At 71.1% G+C, this 21,138-nt stretch carries 22 protein-coding genes; 18 read left to right on the top strand and 4 right to left on the bottom strand.

Annotated elements, in window-relative coordinates:
* Positions 1-38 precede the first annotated feature (38 nt).
* The 9 genes from ABD841_RS12250 to ABD841_RS12210 all read left to right on the top strand — a co-directional run bounded on the left by ABD841_RS12250 (position 39) and on the right by ABD841_RS12210 (position 7,102).
* Positions 39-1,094, top strand: coding sequence for an energy-coupling factor ABC transporter permease (locus tag ABD841_RS12250; protein WP_344970712.1), 1,056 nt, complete (start codon positions 39-41; stop codon positions 1,092-1,094).
* On the top strand, positions 1,094-1,858 hold the full coding sequence (cbiQ, locus tag ABD841_RS12245) for a cobalt ECF transporter T component CbiQ (protein WP_344970710.1): 765 nt from the start codon (positions 1,094-1,096) through the stop codon (positions 1,856-1,858). Before ABD841_RS12250 ends, cbiQ begins: the two co-directional genes overlap by 1 nt.
* A complete protein-coding gene (locus ABD841_RS12240) occupies positions 1,855-2,601 on the top strand; it encodes an energy-coupling factor ABC transporter ATP-binding protein (protein WP_344970708.1) in 747 nt (248 codons plus the stop codon). Before cbiQ ends, ABD841_RS12240 begins: the two co-directional genes overlap by 4 nt.
* Positions 2,602-2,690: 89 nt before the next feature.
* Complete coding sequence (locus ABD841_RS12235; protein ID WP_344970706.1) at positions 2,691-3,029, top strand: STAS domain-containing protein; 339 nt, start codon at positions 2,691-2,693, stop codon at positions 3,027-3,029.
* Between the two features lie 47 nt (positions 3,030-3,076).
* Positions 3,077-3,850: an SDR family NAD(P)-dependent oxidoreductase gene (locus ABD841_RS12230; RefSeq protein WP_344970703.1), complete on the top strand. Its 774-nt coding sequence runs from the start codon at positions 3,077-3,079 to the stop codon at positions 3,848-3,850.
* A 10-nt stretch (positions 3,851-3,860) separates the two neighbouring features.
* A complete protein-coding gene (locus ABD841_RS12225; protein ID WP_344970701.1) occupies positions 3,861-4,625 on the top strand; it encodes a crotonase/enoyl-CoA hydratase family protein in 765 nt (254 codons plus the stop codon).
* A gap of 225 nt (positions 4,626-4,850) precedes the next feature.
* Complete coding sequence (locus ABD841_RS12220) at positions 4,851-5,498, top strand: rhomboid family intramembrane serine protease (protein ID WP_344970699.1); 648 nt, start codon at positions 4,851-4,853, stop codon at positions 5,496-5,498.
* A 276-nt stretch (positions 5,499-5,774) separates the two neighbouring features.
* Positions 5,775-6,380: a GntR family transcriptional regulator gene (locus ABD841_RS12215; RefSeq protein WP_344970697.1), complete on the top strand. Its 606-nt coding sequence runs from the start codon at positions 5,775-5,777 to the stop codon at positions 6,378-6,380.
* Positions 6,381-6,661: 281 nt separating this feature from the next.
* Positions 6,662-7,102, top strand: coding sequence for a BlaI/MecI/CopY family transcriptional regulator (locus tag ABD841_RS12210; RefSeq protein WP_344970695.1), 441 nt, complete (start codon positions 6,662-6,664; stop codon positions 7,100-7,102).
* A gap of 51 nt (positions 7,103-7,153) precedes the next feature.
* Here the strand turns inward: ABD841_RS12210 and serC are convergent, their stop codons facing one another.
* Positions 7,154-8,263: a phosphoserine transaminase gene (serC, locus tag ABD841_RS12205; protein ID WP_344970693.1), complete on the bottom strand. Its 1,110-nt coding sequence runs from the start codon at positions 8,261-8,263 to the stop codon at positions 7,154-7,156.
* A 227-nt stretch (positions 8,264-8,490) separates the two neighbouring features.
* The gene (locus ABD841_RS12200) at positions 8,491-9,597 is read right to left on the bottom strand and encodes a citrate synthase 2 (RefSeq protein WP_344970691.1); all 1,107 of its coding nucleotides are present in this window, start codon (positions 9,595-9,597) and stop codon (positions 8,491-8,493) included.
* A gap of 169 nt (positions 9,598-9,766) precedes the next feature.
* On the opposite strand from ABD841_RS12200, the gene pdxH reads away from it, so the two are divergent.
* From pdxH to ABD841_RS12175, 5 genes are all read left to right on the top strand, one after another.
* Positions 9,767-10,420, top strand: a complete 654-nt coding sequence (pdxH, locus tag ABD841_RS12195) for a pyridoxamine 5'-phosphate oxidase (RefSeq protein ID WP_344970690.1) — start codon at positions 9,767-9,769, stop codon at positions 10,418-10,420.
* Between the two features lie 60 nt (positions 10,421-10,480).
* Entirely contained in the window at positions 10,481-11,728 is a 1,248-nt protein-coding gene (locus tag ABD841_RS12190) for an MFS transporter (RefSeq protein WP_344970689.1), read from the top strand.
* 157 nt (positions 11,729-11,885) lie between these two features.
* Positions 11,886-12,590, top strand: coding sequence for an iron-dependent transcriptional repressor DtxR (locus ABD841_RS12185; protein ID WP_344970688.1), 705 nt, complete (start codon positions 11,886-11,888; stop codon positions 12,588-12,590).
* 123 nt (positions 12,591-12,713) lie between these two features.
* On the top strand, positions 12,714-14,939 hold the full coding sequence (locus ABD841_RS12180; RefSeq protein WP_344970686.1) for an ATP-binding SpoIIE family protein phosphatase: 2,226 nt from the start codon (positions 12,714-12,716) through the stop codon (positions 14,937-14,939).
* A 52-nt stretch (positions 14,940-14,991) separates the two neighbouring features.
* A complete protein-coding gene (locus tag ABD841_RS12175) occupies positions 14,992-15,765 on the top strand; it encodes an alpha/beta fold hydrolase (RefSeq protein WP_344970685.1) in 774 nt (257 codons plus the stop codon).
* Positions 15,766-15,931: 166 nt separating this feature from the next.
* Here ABD841_RS12175 and ABD841_RS12170 read toward each other — a convergent pair whose 3' ends face one another.
* Positions 15,932-16,093 carry a hypothetical protein gene (locus ABD841_RS12170; protein ID WP_344970683.1) on the bottom strand — a complete coding sequence of 54 codons (162 nt, stop codon included), beginning with the start codon at positions 16,091-16,093 and terminating at the stop codon, positions 15,932-15,934.
* A 101-nt stretch (positions 16,094-16,194) separates the two neighbouring features.
* On the opposite strand from ABD841_RS12170, the gene ABD841_RS12165 reads away from it, so the two are divergent.
* Positions 16,195-16,695, top strand: a complete 501-nt coding sequence (locus tag ABD841_RS12165; protein ID WP_344970682.1) for a hypothetical protein — start codon at positions 16,195-16,197, stop codon at positions 16,693-16,695.
* A 196-nt stretch (positions 16,696-16,891) separates the two neighbouring features.
* Here the strand turns inward: ABD841_RS12165 and ABD841_RS12160 are convergent, their stop codons facing one another.
* Positions 16,892-18,037, bottom strand: a complete 1,146-nt coding sequence (locus ABD841_RS12160) for an acyl-CoA dehydrogenase family protein (RefSeq protein ID WP_344970680.1) — start codon at positions 18,035-18,037, stop codon at positions 16,892-16,894.
* A gap of 289 nt (positions 18,038-18,326) precedes the next feature.
* Here ABD841_RS12160 and ABD841_RS12155 point away from each other — a divergent pair, with 289 nt between their 5' ends.
* The 3 genes from ABD841_RS12155 to ABD841_RS12145 form a co-directional block, all read left to right on the top strand.
* Positions 18,327-19,709, top strand: coding sequence for a hypothetical protein (locus tag ABD841_RS12155; protein WP_344970678.1), 1,383 nt, complete (start codon positions 18,327-18,329; stop codon positions 19,707-19,709).
* A 16-nt stretch (positions 19,710-19,725) separates the two neighbouring features.
* Positions 19,726-20,562: a class F sortase gene (locus ABD841_RS12150; protein WP_344970676.1), complete on the top strand. Its 837-nt coding sequence runs from the start codon at positions 19,726-19,728 to the stop codon at positions 20,560-20,562.
* 231 nt (positions 20,563-20,793) lie between these two features.
* On the top strand, positions 20,794-21,138 hold a 345-nt coding region (locus ABD841_RS12145; RefSeq protein WP_344970675.1), incomplete at its 3' end, for a hypothetical protein.

The following is a 21,138-nucleotide window of genomic DNA, read 5'->3' as shown; positions in this document are numbered from 1 at the left end:
CCTAAAGTGGGGTCAAATCCGCGCTTCGGAGGCTTGACGTGCACGTACCGGACGGTTTTTTCAACGCGGCCGTGTCCATCTCGGCGGGAGCGGTCGCGGCGGCCGGTGTCTCGGTCTGCCTGCGTGGTGCGCGCCGTGAGCTGGACGACCGGACCGCTCCCATGGCGGGCCTCGTCGCCGCCTTCGTCTTCGCCGTGCAGATGCTCAACTTCCCGGTGGCCGCGGGGACGAGCGGGCACCTTCTCGGCGGCGCGCTCGCCGCGATACTCGTGGGCCCCTACACGGCCGTGCTGTGCATCGCCGTGGTCCTCCTGGTGCAGGGATTCTTCTTCGCCGACGGCGGCCTGACCGCGCTCGGCGTCAACATCACACTCATGGGGGTCGTCGCCGTCCTGGTCGGCTGGGGCGTCTTCCGCCTGATCACCCGGAGCGCGAGGAGCAGGCCGGCCGTCGTGGCGGCCTCGTTCGCCGCCGCGCTGCTCTCCGTGCCCGCCACGGCACTGGCCTTCACGCTGCTGTTCTGGATCGGCGGCACCGCGCCCGTCGAGGTCGGTACGGTCGCCGCGGCCATGGGCGGCGTCCACCTGCTCATCGGCGTCGGGGAGGGCCTGATCACCGCGGTCACCGTCAGCACCGTGCTGGCGGTCCGTCCCGACCTCGTCTACGGCGCGCGGGGGCTGGCCGCGCCGCTGCTCCTGCGCGGCGCCGACGGCGACATCACGGTCGCCGGGCGGTCGCCGGCGCCGGTCGCCCCGGGCGGGCGTCGCTGGTTCCTGCCGGCGGGCGTCGTGGTCGCGGCGCTGCTGGCGGGCGTCGTCAGTTTTTACGCCTCCTCCTCGCCCGACGGCCTGGAGCGGGTCGCCGAGGACAAGGGTTTCATCGGCCAGGCCACCGATCACGCGCTGGGCGAGCAGCCGCTGGCCGACTACGGCGAGGCGGGTGGCATCCCAGTCGGCGTGGCCGGTCTCATCGGCGTCGGGGCGACCCTCGTGGCCGGGGGAGGGCTCTTCGTCGCCGTCCGCCGCCGGGGGAAGGCCGGGGAGACCGGGGGCGCCGGAACCGCCGGAACCGCCGAAGGCAAGGTCTCCGCCTAGTGGGCGCGGGTCATCACCACCAGCTCTACCGGCCGGGCGACACGCCCGTGCACCGGCTGCCGCCCCAGTGCAAGCTGGCGGCGGCGGCCGGGTTCGCCCTGGTGGTCGTGGCCACCCCGCGCGAGTGGTTCGGGGCCTTCGGCCTGTACGCCGCGCTGCTGGCCGGTGCGGCGTACGCCGCGCGTGTCCCGCCGGGCTTCGTGCTGCGGCGCATGGCGGTCGAGATCCCGTTCGTGGCGTTCGCGCTGGCCGTCCCCTTCATCGGGATCGGCGAGCGGGTGGCCGTGCTGGGGGTGTCACTCAGCGTCGAGGGGCTCTGGGCCGCCTGGAACATCCTGGCCAAGGCCACCCTGGGCGTGGTCGCGAGCATCCTGCTGGCGGCCACCACGGAGCCCCGGCTGATGCTCCTGGGCGCGCAGCGGCTGCGGCTCCCGCCGCTGTTGGTGCAGATCGCCATGTTCATGCTCCGCTACATGGACGTGATCCTGGAGGAGATGCGCCGGATGCGGGTGGCCAGGGAGTCGAGGGGGTTCGTGGCGCGGGACGTGCGGCACATCCCGGTGATCGCCCGGTCGGCCGGGGCGCTGTTCATCCGCTCGTACGAGCGGGGCGAGCGGGTGCACCTGGCGATGCTCAGCCGCGGCTACACCGGCTCGATGCCGGTCATCCAGGATCTGGCCGCCTCGTCGCGGCAGTGGCTCGTGGCGGGTATGTTGCCGGGCGCGGCGCTCGCCGTACTGCTCGGGACCTGGGGGCTGGCATGACACCGGTTGGCACGGCGCCTTCGCTGGAGGTGCGCCGCCTGGCGTACGCGTACCCGGACGGCACGCAGGCGCTGTTCGGCGTGGACTTCCGGGTGGAGCGCGGGGAGCGGGTGGCGCTGCTCGGGCCGAACGGCGCCGGCAAGACCACGCTGGTCATGCATCTCAACGGCATCCTGACCGCCGGGCACGGCACGGTGACCGTGGCCGGGCTGCCGGTGGAGAAGGGCACGCTCCGGGAGATCCGCCGGCGGGTCGGCCTGGTCTTCCAGGACCCCGACGACCAGCTCTTCATGCCGACCGTCCGCGAGGACGTGGCCTTCGGCCCGGCCAACCTGGGGGTGACGGGCGAGGAACTGGAGCACCGTGTCAAGGACGCGCTGGAGCGCGTGGGGATGCTGGAGGCGATCGACCGGCCGCCGCACCACCTGTCCTTCGGCCAGCGCCGCCGGGTGGCGGTGGCCACCGTGCTGGCCATGGAGCCGGAGATCCTGGTGCTGGACGAGCCGTCGTCCAATCTCGACCCGGCCTCCCGCCGTGAGCTGGCCGAGATCCTCAGGGCGCTCGACGTGACCGTCCTGATGGTCACCCACGACCTGCCCTACGCGCTGGAGCTGTGCGAGCGCGCGCTCATCCTCTCCGATGGCGTGATCGCCGCCGACGGCCCGACCCGTGAGATCCTCTCCGACGCCGGGCTCCTGGCCGCCCACCGGCTCGAACTGCCCTACGGTTTCGCACCGCCCTGACGGGAACTTCCCGGGGAGGACCGCGCATGACCTCGTGCCGGGCGACGGCGAAGTAAAGTGGGTCTGCCCTGTGGGCGCGAGGAGGACTGATGAAGCTACGGCTGGCTCGCCGCGCCGTCGGTGACGCCGTGGTGGTGGCCGTCGAGGGCGAACTCGACCTGTTCACCGCTCCCTTCCTGCGGGACGAGGTCCGTGACGCGATCAAAATGGACGGCGCCCGGCTCGTCCTGGATCTCACGGACCTGTCGTTCATGGACTCCAGCGGACTGTCCGTCCTGATCGAGGCGTGGCGCCTGGCCACCGGGGAGGGCGGCGGCGTCTGCCTGGCCGCGCCCCAGGCGCCGGTGGCCCGGATCCTGCGGACGACCGGCCTCGACCGGCGGATAAAGGTCTACCCCGACGTGGGCAGCGCCGTCGGAGAGATTTAGCCCACCCCGAGTAGAACTTCATTCGGTCTCCGCGTTAGAGTCCGCTCATGGACCTGAACGGAGCAGCAGCAATCATCTCGGGTGGCGCCAGCGGTCTCGGTGAGGCCACGGCCCGCGACCTCGCCGCGCACGGCGTCACGGTCGTCATCGCCGACCTCAACGAGGAGCGCGGCAAGTCCCTGGCCGACGAGCTCGGGGGCGTCTTCGTCAAGACGGACGTGTCCGACGAGGAGCAGGTGCAGGCAGCCGTCGACGCGGCCGTGGCGACCGGCAAGCCGCTGCGCGTCGTGGTGAACAGCGCGGGCATCGGCTGGGCGAGCAGGACCGTCAACCGCGACGGCTCGCCCCACGACCTGGCCTCCTACCGAAAGGTCATCGAGGTCAACCTGATCGGCACCTTCAACCTCATGCGCATCGGCGCCGCGGCGATCGCGAAGACGGAGCCGGTCGACGCGGACGGCCAGCGCGGTGTCGTGATCAACACCGCCTCGGTGGCGGCGCTGGAGGGGCAGACCGGCCAGGTGGCCTACTCGGCGTCCAAGGGCGGGATCGTCGGCATGACCGTCCCGGCCGCGCGTGACCTCGCCGCCATCGGCGTCCGCGTCAACACGATCTGCCCGGGCATCATCGACACCCCGATCTACGGCTTCTCGGCCAACGCCGACGAGTTCAAGGCCAAGCTCGTGGCCCCGGTGGTCTTCCCCAAGCGCATGGGCCAGGCCTCGGAGTTCGCGCACCTGGTCCGCTCGCTGATCGAGAACGACTACATGAACGCCGAGACGATCCGTTTCGACGGCGGCATCCGCTTCCAGCCCAAGTAGGAGTCACCCGGTGTCTGACGAGGTTCTGGTCGACGTCGACGGCGGGGTCGCCGTCATCACGATCAACCGCCCCCAGGCCAGGAACGCCGTCAACGGCGCGGTCGCCCGGGGCATCGCCGCCGCGCTGGACGAGCTGGAGGAGCGCAAGGACGTGGCGGCCTACGTCCTCACCGGCGCGGGCGGCACGTTCTCGGCGGGCATGGACCTGAAGGGTTTCCTCAGCGGGGACTTCCCGGTCCTGGAAGGCAGGGGTTTCGGCGGGATCGTCGAGGCGCCGCCGAAGAAGCCGATCATCGCCGCCATCGAGGGCTACGCCCTGGCCGGAGGCTGCGAGCTGGCGCTGGCCTGCGACATCATCGTCGCCTCCGAGGAGGCCACGTTCGGGTTGCCCGAGCCCAAGCGCGGCCTGGTCGCGGGGGCGGGCGGGATAATGCGGCTGCCCCGGCGCATCCCGTACCACATCGCGATGGAGATCGCCCTGACCGGCGATCACTTCCCGGCCTCCCGGCTGTACGAGGTCGGCCTGGTCAACCACGTCACGCCCGTGGGTGAGGCGCTGGCCAGGGCGGTCGAGCTCGCCAAGAAGATCGCCGCCAACGCTCCGCTGGCGCTCGCCGCGACCAAGCGGGTGATCGTCGAGTCCGCCGACTGGAGCAGGGACGAGATGTTCAAGAAGCAGGCGGAGATCATCAATCCGGTGTTCGGCTCCAAGGACGCGATGGAGGGCGCGGCGGCCTTCGCCGAGAAGCGCGCCCCCCGGTGGAAGGGCGAGTAGGTCTTCGCGCGCCGTTCTCCCGGAACCGGGGACTCCCCGGAGCCTCCGGGAGGACGGGATCTTCCGCGGCGGGGCGGGCAGGTCCCTCACCTCTCCGCGCGCCGGGCGCGATCCGACGGGTCGCGCCCGGCGCGTTCATGGCCCGGAGTGCGTACGGTAAAGGTGTGGACAGGTGCGGCGGGGGCACTTGACAGCCACTCGACCCCTCCGAGGCCAGGAGAGTGCATGAACGACTACTCGACCGGGATGACCCCCACCGGCCGACCCTCCGGCGCGCACCTCAAACGCAGAGCCGGAAACCTGGCCGTGGGCGCCGTGGGCGCCGCGATCGTCAACATCCTCCTGGTCGCGGTCATGTGGGTGGTCGAGGTCGCCGACTATGTGCTGCCGGGCGAGTTCGACCTCTACGGCATCCGGGCCTGGGACCCGGAAGGGCTGGGCGGCATCTTCCTCGCCCCCTTCCTGCACGGCGGCTTCGGCCACCTGATGGCCAACTCGCTGCCCCTGCTGATCCTCGGGTTCTTCGCCGCGCTCCGCGGCATCGGCCGCTTCCTGGCCGCCAGTCTGATCATCGTTCTCGTCAGCGGCCTGGGCGTCTGGTTCACCAGCTCGCCGACGGCCGTCACGGTCGGCGCGAGCGGCCTGGTCTTCGGTTACTTCGGCTTCGTCGTGGCCCGGGGCCTGTTCGACCGGCGGGCCCTCGACATCGTGATCGGCGTCGGCGTGGCGATCGCCTACTACTCGATCATCTGGGGCGTGCTCCCGGGCGAGGACGGCATCTCCTGGCAGGGCCACCTGTTCGGTCTCGTCGGCGGCGTCGTCGCGGCCTGGGTCGTGCGCCGCAAGCGCCGCCCGGCGGTCTCCCCGTACTAGCCCTCTCCCGCCGGCCTCTCCGGCCCCCGCCCCGGGGCGCCGCCCGGGTCCCCGGGTTCGAGGCGCCGTCCCGGCCTCCCGCCGTCGTTCGCCGGGCCGCGCCGCCCGCCCGCCTTCCGCCGTACGGCTGCGCGGGCCTGTGCGAGCTGTGGAAGGCTTTACGGGCCCCGGGGGTCGGGGGAGGGGTGATCCGGGGGAGAGGAGCCCTCCTGGATCGAATAAGGTCGATCTGGAGTGCCATCCTCCAGGAGGGCCGGTACGCGTGGGGGTGAGATCGTGACCGATGTCACGGCGGTCGGCGGAGTGGGGGGCGCGTCTCCGGGAGGGCGGGGGGAGCCCCGCGTGCTGGTCCGGCGGACGCTGCCCACCGAACCGGCCGTGCGGGGGTCGGCGTCGCTGTTCATGGCCGAGTCCGAGCGGCAGGGTGTCCGCCCCTCGCGCCGCATGCTCTACGTGGGCCCGGAGCGGGCCGCCGACCACGTCGCCGCCGCCCTGCGCGTCGAGCCCGGCACCGAGGTCCTGGCCCGGCGGAAAATGATGTCCGCCGACGGGGTGCCCGTGCGGATCGCCACCAGCTACCTGCGTCTCGACCTCTTCGGCGGCACCCCGCTGACGGACCCCGGATTCCTCCGGCCGAGCCTGCAGGCGGGGATCGAGGCCCTCGGTCACCGGTTCGGCCACGCGGAGGAGTATCTGGTCGCCCGCCCGCCGACGCCGTCCGAGGCCGAGACCCTCCACCTCGACCCGGGGGAGTGGGTCGTGCAGATCCTGCGCGCCGCCTACTCCGACGACGGCACCCCGGTGCACACCCTGGAGACCGTCTGCGCCGCCTCGCGTCACGTCTTCCCCATCGCCCAGGTCACCGGCGCCGACGAGTTCTGAGGCCGGAGGGTCCTGTCCCCGCCGCGGGGCGGTACGCCGGGACGGGCCGGCCGAGCCCGGGAAGCGAGGCGGTCCCGTGGCCGGACTCGCGCGCTGAACTCCCCTGATTGCTGCCGGTCGTGCGGGAGGTGACTCTACAGATCACGCCCGGCTATGGCCGCCTCGGGGGATTTAAGTGACAATGTGACCAAATTTCACGATGCGAACTTGCCTGGCTCCGTGCCCGTCCATGTTCCAGAGGGCCTGCGTCGCCGGGCGTGACCCTCGGAAGGTGGGCGCAGGTGAATCTGGGATCCCTGGAACGCGCGATCATGGATGTGCTGTGGGGTTGCGAGGAGCCGCTGCTGGTCCGCCAGGTGCAGAACATGCTCAATGAGGAGGCCGAACGCCCGCTGGCGTACACCACGGTGCAGACCGTCGCCGAGCGGCTCGTCAGGAAGGGGCTGCTCCAGCGGGCGCCCGCACGCAACGCCTTCCGCTACACCGCCAGCCGCTCCCGGGACGAGCACGTCGCCGGGCTGATGCTGGACGCCCTGGCCGACAGCCCCGACCGGGCCCCGGTGCTCTCGCGCTTCGCCGAGGGGGTGGATCCGGACGACGCCCTGCGCCTGCTGCACGAGCTCGCCCGGCGCGCGGGGGAGCGGGCCCACGCGCAGAACCAGGGCACCACGGTGCTGCCCCAGGCTCACGGACCCGGCCGCCGGGCGGGCCGGGGAGTCTGACCGGGCCGTCGCGGGCGGGAGCCGGGTGCCGGCCCCCGCCCGAGCACGTCGTCAGAGGCGCTCGACCACGTAGTCGATGCAGGTGGTCAGGGCCTCGATGTCATCGGGGTCGATGGCCGGGAACATCGCGACGCGCAGCTGGTTGCGGCCGAGCTTGCGATAGGGCTCGGTATCGACGATGCCGTTGGCGCGCAGGATCTTGGCCACCGCGGAGGCGTCGACCCCGTCGGCGAAGTCGATCGTGCCGACGACGTTGGAGCGGAACTCCGGCCCGGCGAACGGGGTGGTGTAGGAGGTCTTCTCCGCCCACGTGTAGAGACGCTGGGCCGAGTCGGCCGAGCGGGCGGTCGTCCAGGCCAGGCCGCCGTTGCCGTTCATCCACTCGATCTGGTCGGCGAGCAGGAACAGCGTGGCCACGGCCGGGGTGTTGTAGGTCTGGTCCTTGGACGAGTTGTCGATCGCCACCGGCAGGCTGAAGAACTCGGGGATGTAGCGACCGCTGGAGGCGATCTCGTCCACCCGGGCCAGCGCGGCCGGCGACATGAGGGCGATCCACAGGCCGCCGTCGGAGGCGAAGCTCTTCTGCGGGGCGAAGTAGTAGACGTCGAACTCGCTCGCCTCGACGGGCAGGCCGCCGGCGCCGGAGGTGGCGTCGACGAGCACGAGCGAGCCCTCCTGGCCCACGCGCTTGATGGGCATGGCGACGCCGGTCGAGGTCTCGTTGTGGGTGAGGGCGTAGACGTCGACGCCCTCCTCCGCGCGGGCCTCGGGGTGGGTGCCGACCTCCGACTTGATGACGCTCGGGCCGGCCAGCCACGGGGCCTTCGCCGCCACGGCGGCGAACTTGGAGGAGAACTCGCCGAAGTGCAGGTGCTGCGACTTCTCACGGATGAGCCCGAAGGCGGCGATGTCCCAGAACGCGGTCGTGCCGCCGTTGCCGAGGACGACCTCGTACCCCTCGGGAAGGGAGAACAGCTCCGACAGCCCCGCGCGGACGCGCCCGACGAGCGACTTGACCGGCTTCTGGCGGTGGGAGGTGCCCATCACGCTGGATCCGGAGGCCGCGAGAGCCGCGAGCTGCTCGGGGCGCACCTTCGAGGGCCCGCAGCCGAAACGGCCGTCGGCGGGCTTGATGTCAGAGGGAATCACGATGTCAGCCACCTGACCAGCCTACTGAGCCCGCGGATCGATCCAGGACAGGGTCCGGATTCTGAGACGGGAATGCGGGCCGAAACCGGCCCTCGGCGCGGGACGGGGAGGCCGCGACCCGCGGGCGGACGGCCGGGCCGCCCGGCGTCCGGGGCCCGGACGGCTCGGTGCCGGGGCCGGGGCCGGACGTGCGACGGCTGCCGCGCGGGACGACGCGCGACAGCCGTACGGGAGACCGGTCAGAAGGTGCCGATGACCTCGGCGGCACCGGGGACGTCGTGCACCGAGCGCTGCGGCGGACCCACGTAGTTGGCGCTGGGGCGGACCAGCCTGCCCGTGCGCTTCTGCTCAAGGATGTGGGCGGCCCAGCCCGCGGTGCGGGCGCAGGTGAACATCGAGGTGAACATGGACGCGGGAACCTGGGCGAAGTCCAGGATGACCGCCGCCCAGTACTCGACGTTGGTGGCGAGCACCCGGTCGGGCTTGCGGGCGTGCAGCTCCTCCAGGGCGGCCTTCTCCAGCGCCGCGGCCACCTCGTAGCGCGGTGCGTCGAGCTCCTTGGCGGTGCGGCGGAGCACGCGCGCCCGGGGGTCCTCGGCGCGGTAGACGCGGTGGCCGAAGCCCATCAGGCGCTGGCCCTTGTCGAGCTCCGACTGGACGTACTTCTTGGCGTCGCCGACCTGCTCGACGCCCTCGATCATGTGCAGCACGCGGGCCGGGGCCCCGCCGTGCAGCGGACCGGACATCGCGCCGACCGCGCCGCTCAGCGCCGCCGCCACGTCGGCGCCGGTGGACGCGATGACGCGGGCGGTGAACGTCGAGGCGTTCATGCCGTGCTCGGCCGCGGACGTCCAGTAGGCGTCGATGGCCTTGACATGCTTGGGGTCGGGCTCACCCTGCCAGCGGATCATGAACCGCTCGACGATGCTCTGGCCCTTGTCGACCTCGCTCTGCGGGACCATCGGCTTGCCGAGCCCGCGGGCGGACTGGGCGACGAAGCTCAGCGCGGTGACGCTGGCCCTGGCCAGGTCCTCGCGCGCCTGCGTGTCGTCGATGTCGAGCAGCGGCTTGAAGCCGTACGAGGGCGCCAGGATGGCCAGCGCGCTCTGTACGTCGACGCGGATGTCACCGGAGTGGACAGGAATGGGGTAAGGCTCGGCCGGGGGGAGCCCCGGCTGGAACTTGTTGTCGACGAGCAGGCCCCACACGTGTCCAAAGGAGACGCGGCCGACCAGCTCTTCGATGTCGACGCCCCGGTACCGCAGGGCGCCCCCTTCTTTGTCCGGTTCCGCGATCTCCGTCTCGAAGGCTACTACGCCCTCGAGCCCGGGTTTGAAGTCGGACATTCTCGGCCGCCTCCCTTTCTTGAAGTCAAAGCCTTGATGTCGAGATACCGGCGGGTCATATTCAACCCCCTGGGTCGAAGCGGTGTGCTGCCGGACCCGTCGAAACGCGAACGTCCCAGGTAGGGGGCACCGCGCGTACCTCCAGCTCGGCACGCGAGAATACCTTCCCGTGGATGCCACCTCGCGACCGCCTTCCCTGGCGGGACTCCGCCGCACCTATGAAGGACTGCCCCTGCTGGAGGCAGACCTCGCGCCCGACCCCGTCTCGCAGTTCGCCCTCTGGTTCGGCGAGGCCGTGGACGCCGGGCTCCCCGAACCGAACGCGACCGTCCTCGCCACCGCCTCGGCGGGTGGCCGGCCGACGGCCAGGACCGTGCTGCTGAAGGGCTACGACGAGAACGGGTTCGTCTTCTACACCAACTACGAGTCGCGCAAGGGCCGCGACCTCACGGAGAACCCGCGTGCCGCCCTGCTCTTCCCCTGGCACTCCATCCGCCGCCAGGTCCGGGTGGAGGGGACGGCCGTGCGACTGCCGCGTGAGGAGTCGGCCGCCTACTTCAGGTCCCGCCCGTACGGGTCCCGGATCGGGGCCTGGGCGTCGCGGCAGTCGGCGGTCGTGCACTCCCGGGAGGAGCTGGACGCCCGCTACGAGGAGCTGGCGGCCCGCTGGCCGGACGACCCGCCGATCCCCGACTTCTGGGGCGGGTTCCGGGTGGTGCCGGCCGAGGTGGAGTTCTGGCAGGGCCGGACTGACCGCATGCATGACCGTCTCCGTTACCGTCGCTCGGGTTCCTCCTGGATCATCGAACGCCTGGCCCCCTGACACCCGGCCTTCCATTTACTGATATATCCACATATGTCTGGCGGGTAGAGGGGGAGCGGCGTGGGGTTCGGGGACTTCGTCCGCAGGCATGCCGCCGACACGCGCCCGCTCGGCATCCCCGCCTACCGGCGGCTCTGGGCCGGGCAGGGCGTGTCGTACATCGGATTCCAGCTCACCTCCGTCGCGGTCAGCCACCAGATCTACGAGATCACCGATTCGTCCTTCTGGGTCGGCATGCTCGGCCCCGCCAACCTGATCCCCCTGGTCGTCTTCGGGCTCTGGGGCGGGGCCGTCGCCGACGCGGTGGACCGGCGCAAGCTGCTCCTGGCCGGCTCGGTGATCGCCTGGTCCGCGACGCTCGCCCTCGTGGCCCTGGCCGCGCTGGGCAGCACGAACGTCGGCCTGCTGCTGGCCGTCGTGGCCGTGCACGCCACCGGGTTCGCCATCACCGGGCCGACGAGGAACGCCATCATCCCCAGGCTCATCCCCGCGGATCTGGTCCCGGCGGCCAACACGCTCAGCTACCTGGTGGGCGGCCTCGGCACCGTGATCGGGCCGCTCCTGGGCGGGGTCGTGCTCGCCCGGGGCAGCGCCGTCACCGCCTATCTGATCGACGCGGTGCTCTTCGGCTCGGGCTTCTACGCCGCGGTGCGGCTGCCGCGGCTGGAGCCGCTCGGCAAGACGACCCGGCCGGGCCTGCGGTCGGTCGTGGAGGGCCTGCGCTACGTCGCCGGGCACCCGATCGTGCTGATGTCGTTCGTCGTGGACATCATCGCCATGGCGTTCGCGCTGCCCAGGGCGCTGTTCCCGGAGATCGTCGACGAGCGGTTCGCCGGTTCGCCGGTCGCGTTCGGCTGGCTCTCGGCGAGCATGGCCATCGGCTCGGTGCTCGGCGGCCTGCTGTCGGGCTGGGTGGGCCGGGTCCGGCGCCAGGGGCTCGCGCTCACCTACGTCATCGCCGCCTGGGGGCTCTCCGTGGCCGCCGCCGGGCTCGTCGGCCAGCTCTGGCTGATGGTCGCGCTGCTGGCGTTCGGCGGGGCCGCCGACATGATCTCCGCGGTCTGGCGGCAGACGATCCTGCAGACCCACGCGCCCGACGACATGCGGGGGAGGATGCAGGGCGTGTTCATGGTGGTCGTGGCCGGAGGCCCCCGGCTGGGAGATCTGCGGGCCGGGGCCACCGCGTCGTGGTTCGGCGCCACGGGGGCGTGGGTGGGCGGCGGGATCGCCTGCGCGGTGACCGTGCTCGCCGTGGGACTCGCCGTGCCGGCTTTCAGAAAATACCGTCCGGTCGTCAGAAGCCTTTAGGCAGGTCGGGAAGGATTTCCCACCCCGGGGTGTTGCCGTCCTTTGTCATCGCGTGCGCATCTCCCAATAGGGTCTGAGTCCAGACTTCCTAGTTCCGCGCCGGCCCCTCGGGAACACCGTGCGATGGACGTAGCATCGAGAGAGGACGGGAGGAACCTTGACCGCACACGGCCTGATCGACACCACGGAGATGTACCTTCGTACGATCTTCGAGCTCGAAGAGGAGGGCATTGTCCCTCTGCGCGCGCGCATCGCCGAGCGGCTGCAGCAGAGCGGTCCCACCGTCAGCCAGACGGTCGCCCGCATGGAGCGCGACGGTCTGGTCCGTGTCGAGGGCGACCGCCACCTGACCATGACCGATCTTGGCCGCACGCTCGCCACCCGCGTCATGCGCAAGCACCGTCTCGCCGAGTGTCTCCTCACCCAGGTGATCGGCCTCCCCTGGGAGGAGGTGCACATCGAGGCGTGCCGCTGGGAGCACGTCATGTCCGAATCGGTGGAGGCGCGGCTGGTCAGCCTGCTCAACCACCCCACCCAGGACCCGCACGGCAATCCCATTCCGGGGCTGGAGGAGCTGGGTGTCTCCGGCGTCTCCGACGGCCGCCAGGAGTCGCTGCCGTCGATGGCCGCCCTGGCGGGACCCAGAGATATACCCGTTGTCGTGCGGCGAATTAGCGAACAAGTGCAAAGCGATCCGGCTGTGATGCTTAAACTCAAGCAAGTTGGGATACAACCCGGACGCGAGGTAACGCTCGCGGCGAGCGACGACGGTGTGCGGGTGACAGGTGACGACGAAGCGGACAATTCTCCAGCGGTTCTGCCGCGAGACATTGCCGCGCATGTCTTCGTCTCCACGCGCTGACCAAGGCCCCTCTGCTTGTTGGTTGAATCCCGTTCGGGAGTCCCTCCACTCCCAGACCGAGACGGCAGCAGGAGCAACCGTGGTTCGCTTTGTGCACATCCGCCCCCGAGGGGCGGTCACCGGATGAAGCGGTGGGGGGATGTTTCCCAGGACGCCGCCGATTACCTTACGGCTGGTTCCGTCCTGGACCAGGCTGAGATGGCGGTGGTGGTCACCGACCGGTTCAGCAACCTGCTCTACTGGAATCCGTTCGCGGAGAGGCTGTTCGGGCGCCCCGGCACGTCGGGGCCCCGCGACCAGTCCCTCTCCCTGGGCATCATGGAGAAGGATCACCCGCTCGCGGTCGAGCTCTCCAAACACGTGCTCAAAGGCGGCGTCTGGGAGGGCACGTTCGACGTCAGGCGCGGAGACGGGACGATCATCTACGTCCGCGCCCAGGCCGTGCCGCTGCGACATCCCTCCGGGTCGGTGACGGGCATCGTCATCACCGCCCGCGAGGCGATGCGCAGCAACGAGCGGGAGAAAGACCGCTTCGGCCTTCTCGAGCGGATCGGGGAGCGGCTCGCCGGCTCCCTCTACGTGGAGGAGACGCTCAAGCGCGTCGCCGAGATGCTGGTCCCGCAGTTCGCCGACCACTGCTTCATCGAGTTGATGGAGGGCGACCGGCTGATCCGCAGGGTCTCCACCCACGTCCGGGGCTGGAGCCCGCCGCCCAACACCTGGGCGCCGATCGGGGCGGAGATCCGCTACCCGACGGGGCACTACGCCGACATCGCGCTGCGCCGTCAGGAGACGATCCTCGTCGAGGACTTCTCGCAGACCAACTATCCCAGTCCCGGCGAGGCCAACACCCGCCTGGCCGCCGAGATCGGCATGACCTCGGCCATCGTGGCGCCGCTGTCCGTGCGGGGCGAGACCCTCGGGCTGATGTACCTGGGGCTGTCCAACCTGACCGACCGGCGCAGCCCGCACTACGACGCCTTCGACCGCGACTTCGTGGGGGCCATCGCCACCCGGGTCGCCCTGGCCGTCGACAACGCGCTGCTGTTCGAGGAGGAGCGGCACACCGCCGAGTCCTTCCAGAAGCACCTGCTTCCCCGCGCGCTGCCGCAGCTCGACGGGCTGGAGATCGCGGTCCGCTACTACCCGGCCGCGCCCCTGGCCAGCCACGGGCAGGGCATCCAGACCCAGGTCGGCGGTGACTGGTACGACGTCATCCCGCTGTCGGCGGGCCGGGTGGGCATCGTCATCGGCGACGTCGAGGGCCGCGGCGCCAAGGCCGCGGCCGTCATGGGGCAGCTGCGGGCCGCCCTGCGGGCCTTCGCCCAGGACGACAAGCCGCCCGCGGAGATCCTCGCCAGACTCGACGAGTGGACGCGCATCATCGCCACCCCCGAGCAGGACGAGAGCGGCACCGACGTCAGCGTCCCGCCCATCGTCACGTGCCAGTACCTGGTGTACGACGCCTGGTCACGGCAGCTGTCGTTCGCCAACGCCGGCCACGCCCCGCCGCTGCTGCTCATCGGCGACACCTGCACCGAGCTCGACATCCACGAGGTCGGCCAGCCGCTGGGCGTGCGGGCCAAGGGCCTCCACGCCGACCTGGTCTACAAGGAGGAGACCCGCACGCTGCCCCCCGGGGCCGCGCTGCTGCTGTACACCGACGGACTGGTCGACCGCCGTCCCCTCCGCGACGCCGACGGCCGGCCCCCCAACGTGGAGGAGACCCTCGCGCTCCTCTGCGACAGGCTCGTCGAGATCAGCGACGCCTCCGTGGAGCGCATCGCCGACGCCGCGACCGTCGCGGTGCCCGGCGAGATCGACGACGACATGGCCATCCTGGTGGTCAGGTCCGCCCCCGAGAACCTGGACGTCCAGGAGCGCACCTTCCCGGCCCAACCGATCATGGTGGGCGAGGCCCGCCGGATGGCGTCGGAGGCGTTCGCCGAGTGGAACGTCCCCGAGGAGCGCGCCGAGCTGGCCTGCCTGCTCGTCTCCGAGGTCGTGACCAACGTCGTGCTGCACGCCGCCAGCGCCAGCATCCCGCGCCGGGAGCTGACGATGGACGGCCCCCCTCTGCCGTTCGACGAGTCATGGGACATCCCCGGCTTCGAAGACGAGGTCGTCAACGAGAAGGAGTTCACCCTCCGCCTCCGCCGCGGCGGCGAGTCCGTCTGGGTCGAGGTCTTCGACCAGGACCTGCGGCTGCCGCGCATCCGCAGCGCCGGTGAGAACGACGAGGGCGGGCGCGGTCTGTACCTCGTCGACCAGCTCGCCAAGCGCTGGGGCTCGCGCCCGACCAAGGAGGGCAAGGCCGTCTGGTTCGAGATCCCCACGAAGTCGCGCTGAGCCGGCGCGGCAGGACTGGATCGGTCTTCCCAACGATGCTTGACTCGGGGGCATGGAGCTTGCCTTCGAACGCCGCGGGACGGGGGCACCCCTGATCCTGCTGCACGGCATCGGGCATCACTGGCAGGCGTGGCTGCCGGTGATGGACCGTCTCGCCGCCGAGCGGGACGTGATCGCCGTCGACCTGCCGGGCTTCGGTGTCTCGCCGCCGCTGCCGTCCGGCACGCCGTACACGGCGGAGACCCTCGCCGACGCGATCGAGTCCTTCTGCGCGCTGCTCGGGCTGCGCGACCCCCACGTGGCGGGTAACTCGCTGGGGGGTTACCTCGCCCTCGAACTGGCCGCCCGGGGCGTGGTCCGCACGGCCACCGCGCTCTCGCCCGCCGGATTCTGGAGCTGTACCGAACTCGCGTACGCGCGGGCCGTCCTGCGGGCGACCCGGGCGTCGGCCCGTGCGATCCCGCCCGAGCGCGCCCATGCCGCCGCCACGAACCCCCTGGGCCGGATCCTCTCCGCCGGTCTCCTGGTGGCCCGCCCCTCCCGGCTCCCCCCGCAGGCGCTGCTCGCGGCCTCCCAGGCGCTGCGGGACGCCCGAGGGTTCGACGAGACCCTCGAGTCGTTCGCGTGGTTGATGCCGCCCGCCCCGCCGAAGGCGCCCGTCACGATCGCCTGGGGCGAGCACGACCGGCTGCTCCTCCGGCGGCAGGCCGTGCGGGCCGCCCGGTGGTCGGGACAGCGGGTGAAGGTGCTCAAGGGCTGCGGTCACCTTCCGATGACCGACGACCCGGAGCTGGTCGCGGCCGTGCTGCTGGAGGCGTCCGCGTAGACCTGGGGGCTTCCGCGTAGACCTGGGCCGCGCAGACCTGGAGGCGTCCGCGCAGACCTGGGGGCGGGCCGCCGGGGCGTCCGCGTGAAGGTGGTGGGGTGGGCCGCCGACGGCGCCCCCGCGGACGCGCCCGCTCGCTCCCCCGGCGGGGACCTGCGGTGCGGGCCTAACGGAAGGTCTGCCCCCAGATGGCGAGCATCACGATGACGAACGCGACCATGACACCGGCGTACGCGACCGGGCCGAGCCGGAGGGCTCGCCGTACCCGGTTCAGGCCCCAGGCGAACAGGAACGCCAGGAACACCAGCAGAATCAGCCCGCTGTCCATCGTCACCACCTCGGGAAAGGGTCCGCTGACCAGTATGCGTCGGCGGTGCCGTTCCCGCGGTGGGTCAGCGCCACCCGGATCTCATGAGATCGTTGCCCATCGTGAACAGATTGCTCAGGGCAACGCACATCCTCCTGGTGGCCGCTCTCGCCACGGGCCTGTCCGCCTGCTCGGGCGGGGACGGTCCGTCCGGGGCCGTCGCGCCCGCCACCGTGACCGTGACCGCGTCCGCTCCGGCGTCCCCCTCGGCCCCCGCCGAGGAATCCGCGTCTCCCTCGGCGCCGGCGGAGGTCTCCACGCCCGCGGCGACGCCGTCGGCGAGCGTGCCGGCAATCAGGGGCACCGACGCCACGGTCGTCGGGCAGCTCGCCGCGCGGGGAGCCAACAAGATCACGGTGACCCCCGGGAGCGACGAGGCGGTGGAGGCGCTCCTGCTGCCCTACACGGTCGTGCTCGACAAGCGGCGGACGGTCTGCGCGTCGAGCGACTGCTCCGTGGAGCAGTTGCGGAAGGCGCTCGGGAAGGGGGACGTCCTCTTCGCCAAGGTGACGATCAAGGACGGGGCCGTCGTCCAGATCGAGGACATCGACGTCAAGAAGTGACGGCGCCCGAGGGTGTTACCGCGCGGGGACGTCGCGTCCCCGCGCGGGTGGGGGAGCCGCTCTTCCTCGGCCGTGGCCTACCGCTGCAGCGACCGCGTCCCCGCGCGGGCGTGGGGGCCACCGCCCGGCCGCCGTGTCCTCCGCGGGCCCTGGACCCGGCTGCCGTGTCCCCGCGCGGGTGCGGGGACGCCGGAGGTCAGAAACCGAAGGAGCGGCCGATGATCTCCTTCATGATCTCGGTGGTGCCGCCGTAGATGGTCTGGACGCGGCTGTCCATCCAGGCCTTGGCGACGGGGTACTCCGTCATGTAGCCGTAGCCGCCGTGCAGTTGGAGGCAGCGGTCGATGACCTTGGTCTGCAGCTCCGTGGTCCACCACTTGGCCTTGGCGGCGTCCACGACGCTCAGCTGCCCGGCGTTCAGCGCCCGGATGCACTTGTCCACGTAGTGCCGGGCGATCTCCACCTCGGTGTCCAGCTCCGCCAGGACGAACCGGGTGTTCTGGAAGCTGCCGATGGTGCGGCCGAAGGCCGTGCGGCTCTTGCAGTACTCGATCGTGGTCTTCAGCACGGTCTCCGCCGCCGCCACCGCCGCCACCGCGATCGACAGGCGCTCCTGCGGCAGGTTCCGCATGAGCTGGAAGAAGCCCTGCCCCTCCTCGCCGCCGAGCAGGTTCGCCGCCGGGACCCGCACGTTGTCGAAGAACAGCTCCGCCGTGTCCTGGGCGTGCATGCCGATCTTCTCCAGGTTGCGGCCCCGGGTGAAGCCCTCCATGCCCCGCTCGACCACGAGCAGTGAGATCCCGCGGGCGCCCGCCCCCGGGTCGGTCTTGGCGACCACCACGACCAGGTCGGAGTTGATGCCGTTGGTGATGAAGGTCTTCTGCCCGTTGACGACGTAGTGGTCACCCTCGCGCACGGCGGTCGTCCGGACGCCCTGCAGGTCGCTGCCCGCGCCGGGCTCGGTCATCGCGACCGCGGTGATGAGCTCCCCGGCGGCGAAGCCCGGCAGCCAGCGCGCCTTCTGCCCGTCGTCGGTGAGGTCGACGAAGTACGGCGCCATCACGTCGTTGTGCAGCGAGAAGCCCAGGCCGGACGCGCCGATTCCGATGATCTCCTCGACGATCACGGCGTTGTAGCGGAAGTCCGTGATCCCGGCGCCGCCGAACTCCTCCGGCACCCCGAACCCGAACATCCCGATCTCGCCGGCCTTCTTCCACACCTCTCGCGGGACGATGCCGTCCTTCTCCCACCCGGAGTGGTGGGGTGCCACCTCGCGGGCCAGGAACTCGCGCACGGTCTCGCGGAAGAGCTCGTGCCCTTCCTCGAAGAGGTCTCGCTGCATTGTCTGCCTCCTTGGGATCCAAGTAACAGAATACGATTCTGTTACTTGCAGGTACACCCACCTCCGACCATCTGTGGGGCTTATTGGTGGAATGGGGTGATACGCGCAGATCACAACTCCGCCACGGTCTCCGTCTGTGACCGTCATCTCGCTGCGCCGGAGACGGGGTAAACCGTACGATCTACCCTTGGTTTGCTATGGCCATACCTGGGACCGGCGTCCCTCGTGATCGGAGTATGTGGTGGTTCGGTGGCGGTCTGGACTCCGTAGGTCTGTCGCGATTTCCGTCATGGGCCTGCTGGGCGGTGCGCTGGTCGCGTTGCCCTCCGGTCCGGCACGCGCCAACAACGCCGAACTCGTGGTCGACTACGCGTGCACCGGCGGAGTCGCGCTGAACAACAGCACGGTCAACCTGCGGACGAAGGTGTCGATCCCCACGACGCTCAAGGTCGGCGAGCCGCTCAGCATCGGCTGGACGCTCGGCTACAAGCAGGACCCGACCCGGTTCGGCTCGCCGGACTACTTCGCTCCCGGCGCCAAGGTCAAGGTCACCGGGGAGGTGCAGCTCTCCGGTATCTGGACCGGCGTCCTCCAGCCGATCGGAATCGTGGAGCAGCCCAACCAGCTCCAGCCCGGCACCATCCTGAAGCTCCCCGAGACGATCTCCGACGCCGCCCACACCGCCAAGGCGGGCACGCTCAAGGTCACGCCCCAGAAGCTGTTCGTGGACTTCACCCCGCCGGCCGGCGAGGTCATGGTCAACGACGACGACCCGCGGGTGCAGTACGAGACGGGCTTCTGGGAGGACCTGAACGACCAGCCGGCGAACAACAACGACCACCACCACGACATCCACCGCACGGTGGAGGGGAACGCCAGGACCTCTCTCCAGTTCACCGGCACCGGGATCGAGTACGTCGCCCAGCGCGACTACCGCGCGGGCAAGGTCAAGTTCTACATCGACGGCCAGCTCGCCACGCCGGCCTCCATCGACGCCTCGAAGCTGCCCGACGGCACGCCGTCGAACGACGCCAACCGGGGCGGTCTGACGCTGTGGAGCTTCCGCGGCCTCAACTACGGCAAGCACATCATCCAGGTCGTGAACGAAGAGCACGGCAAGTGGGCGCAGCTCGACGCCTTCCGGGTGATCACGAGGGAGCTGCAGAACCCGCCGAAGGACTACCGGGCCACGTGCTCGCTCGTCAGCAAGCCGGTCTCGGTGGACGTCCTCATCTCCGACGGGTCGAGCCAGTCGCCCGACCCGTCGGGCTCGGGAAGCCCGACGGCGACGGCCACGAACACCTCCACTTCCACGATCACCCCCACCACGACGTCCACGACCAGCCCGTCCCCCACGACCACCTCGCCCAGCCCCACCGGCACCGGCACGACGACTCCTCCGGTGAACGGGGTGCACGGCACCAACACGATCACCTCCACGCCGAAGCCGACGCTGACCGTCACCGCCACCGTCACCCCCACCAGGCCAACGCCCACCACCCCGCAGGTGATCATCACGCCCAGCGGCGGGGCCCAGACCGGTGAGGCGCCCGAGGAGCCGGGCTCCGGGCTGGGGCTCATCGGAGCGGGAACGGCCATGCTGGCCGGAAGCGTCCTGGGCGGTGTGGCGTTGACGAGACGGCGCGCGGCGCACGCGCGCGGACAGGGATAGCTGAAGGGGGCTCCGGATGTACCAAGGACCCGTACAGGGCGGTCCCGATCCCTACCACGGCGGCGGGCCCGCGCCCAGGCGCAAGGGCGGCATGCTGATGCCGGCGCTGCTCGTGGCCGGGTCGCTCGGCGGCGTGGGCGTGATCATGGCGGGGCTGCTCGCGTACCTGACGCCGGCGGTCGAGGACGAGCCGTACGGCCCCCCGGTGCCGTTGGCGGCCGACAGCACGCTGCCGCCGCAGGCTCAGGGCGGCCAGCAGCTTCCGAACCCGGCCGGTGCCGTGCCGTCCTCCGTGGGGCCGGGCGGTCCGAACGTGCCGCTGACGGCCGCCGCACCCACGGCGCCGCCACCGCTGCCCGTCGTCATGCCCCCGGCCCCGCTCAAGAGCGACGGTGTGAAGCCCAGGCGGCTGGCCATCTCCAAGATCGGCGTGCTGGCTCCGCTGACGGCGCTCGGCGTCGACTCCAAGCGGGAGATCCAGACTCCGCCGCTGAGCAAGCCCAACCTGGCCGGCTGGTACAAGCACGGCCCGATCCCCGGACAGCAGGGGCCCTCGGTGATCCTCGGCCACGTCAACAACCGCCAGGGGCCCGCCGTCTTCAGCCGCCTGAAGGAGCTCCACCGCGGCGACAAGATCAAGGTGTCCCGCTCGGACGGCGCCGTCGTCGAGTTCACGGTCGACGGCGTCGAGCAGGTCAGCAAGCAGGCGTTCCCGTCCAAGCGGGTCTACGGCAACACCGGCGAGGCCACCCTCCGCCTGATCACCTGCGGCGGTGTCTACAACAGCAAGACCGGCCACTACACCGACAACATCATCGTCTACGCGACCCTCTCCAAGACCCGTCGCGCCTGACCGCGGCCTTTCGCCGGGTCGGCGGACCCGCGCGTGGCGGCCCCCCCGGAACGGCTCTCCGTGAATCACGGAGAGCCGTCCGCACCCGCCGTCCGGTGAGTGCGGGCGCTCTCGCGGAACGCGCGGGCGGCCCGCATGATCTTCGTCGGTCGTTAGCTGTCCCGTCTCTCCGGGTAGAGAGTCGTTCGTATAGGTATGCCCCCCGACCGAGGAAGAAGCGGGGGTATCCGGATGAGCGTTGTGCGGGCCGGTGTGCTGGCTTTACTCATCGGAGTGGCGGCGGTCGGCGCCACCCAGCACTCGAAGCCGGCAGGTGACCGGTCGCCGAGTTGGTCGGTCAAACGTCCTGGCGACGCGGTCGCCGGACGGCACTGGGGCCGGGCGGCCGAGCGTCCCGGAAACTGGGTGTCCAGGTGGACCGAGGGGTGGAGGCGGCCCGGGAAGCGGGCGTCCCAGCGGTCCTGGCAGCGGACGCCCCGGTGGTCCGCCGACTCGACGGCCAAGCGTCCCAGGAGCCGGGTGTCCCAGCGGTCCGAGAGCCGGGGGGTGGAGAACCGGGCGCTCGGAGGGATGGAC

The sequence above is a fragment of the Streptosporangium fragile genome (genome assembly GCF_039534445.1).
Taxonomy (GTDB): domain Bacteria; phylum Actinomycetota; class Actinomycetes; order Streptosporangiales; family Streptosporangiaceae; genus Streptosporangium; species Streptosporangium fragile.
The sequence above is the reverse complement of the archived record's forward strand: the minus strand, read 5'-3'. Positions and strand labels throughout refer to the sequence as shown.

Bases quoted from the DNA above. Each gene is read 5' to 3' on its own strand.
- ABD841_RS12155 (WP_344970678.1), top strand. From the start codon at position 18,327: ATGGGCCTGCTGGGCGGTGCGCTGGTCGCGTTGCCCTCCGGTCCGGCA.
- ABD841_RS12230 (WP_344970703.1), top strand. From the start codon at position 3,077: ATGGACCTGAACGGAGCAGCAGCAATCATCTCGGGTGGCGCCAGCGGT.
- ABD841_RS12150 (WP_344970676.1), top strand. From the start codon at position 19,726: ATGTACCAAGGACCCGTACAGGGCGGTCCCGATCCCTACCACGGCGGC.
- ABD841_RS12160 (WP_344970680.1), bottom strand. From the start codon at position 18,037: ATGCAGCGAGACCTCTTCGAGGAAGGGCACGAGCTCTTCCGCGAGACC.
- ABD841_RS12175 (WP_344970685.1), top strand. From the start codon at position 14,992: ATGGAGCTTGCCTTCGAACGCCGCGGGACGGGGGCACCCCTGATCCTG.
- ABD841_RS12240 (WP_344970708.1), top strand. From the start codon at position 1,855: ATGACACCGGTTGGCACGGCGCCTTCGCTGGAGGTGCGCCGCCTGGCG.
- ABD841_RS12235 (WP_344970706.1), top strand. From the start codon at position 2,691: ATGAAGCTACGGCTGGCTCGCCGCGCCGTCGGTGACGCCGTGGTGGTG.
- ABD841_RS12220 (WP_344970699.1), top strand. From the start codon at position 4,851: ATGAACGACTACTCGACCGGGATGACCCCCACCGGCCGACCCTCCGGC.
- ABD841_RS12180 (WP_344970686.1), top strand. From the start codon at position 12,714: ATGAAGCGGTGGGGGGATGTTTCCCAGGACGCCGCCGATTACCTTACG.
- ABD841_RS12200 (WP_344970691.1), bottom strand. From the start codon at position 9,597: ATGTCCGACTTCAAACCCGGGCTCGAGGGCGTAGTAGCCTTCGAGACG.
- ABD841_RS12170 (WP_344970683.1), bottom strand. From the start codon at position 16,093: ATGGACAGCGGGCTGATTCTGCTGGTGTTCCTGGCGTTCCTGTTCGCC.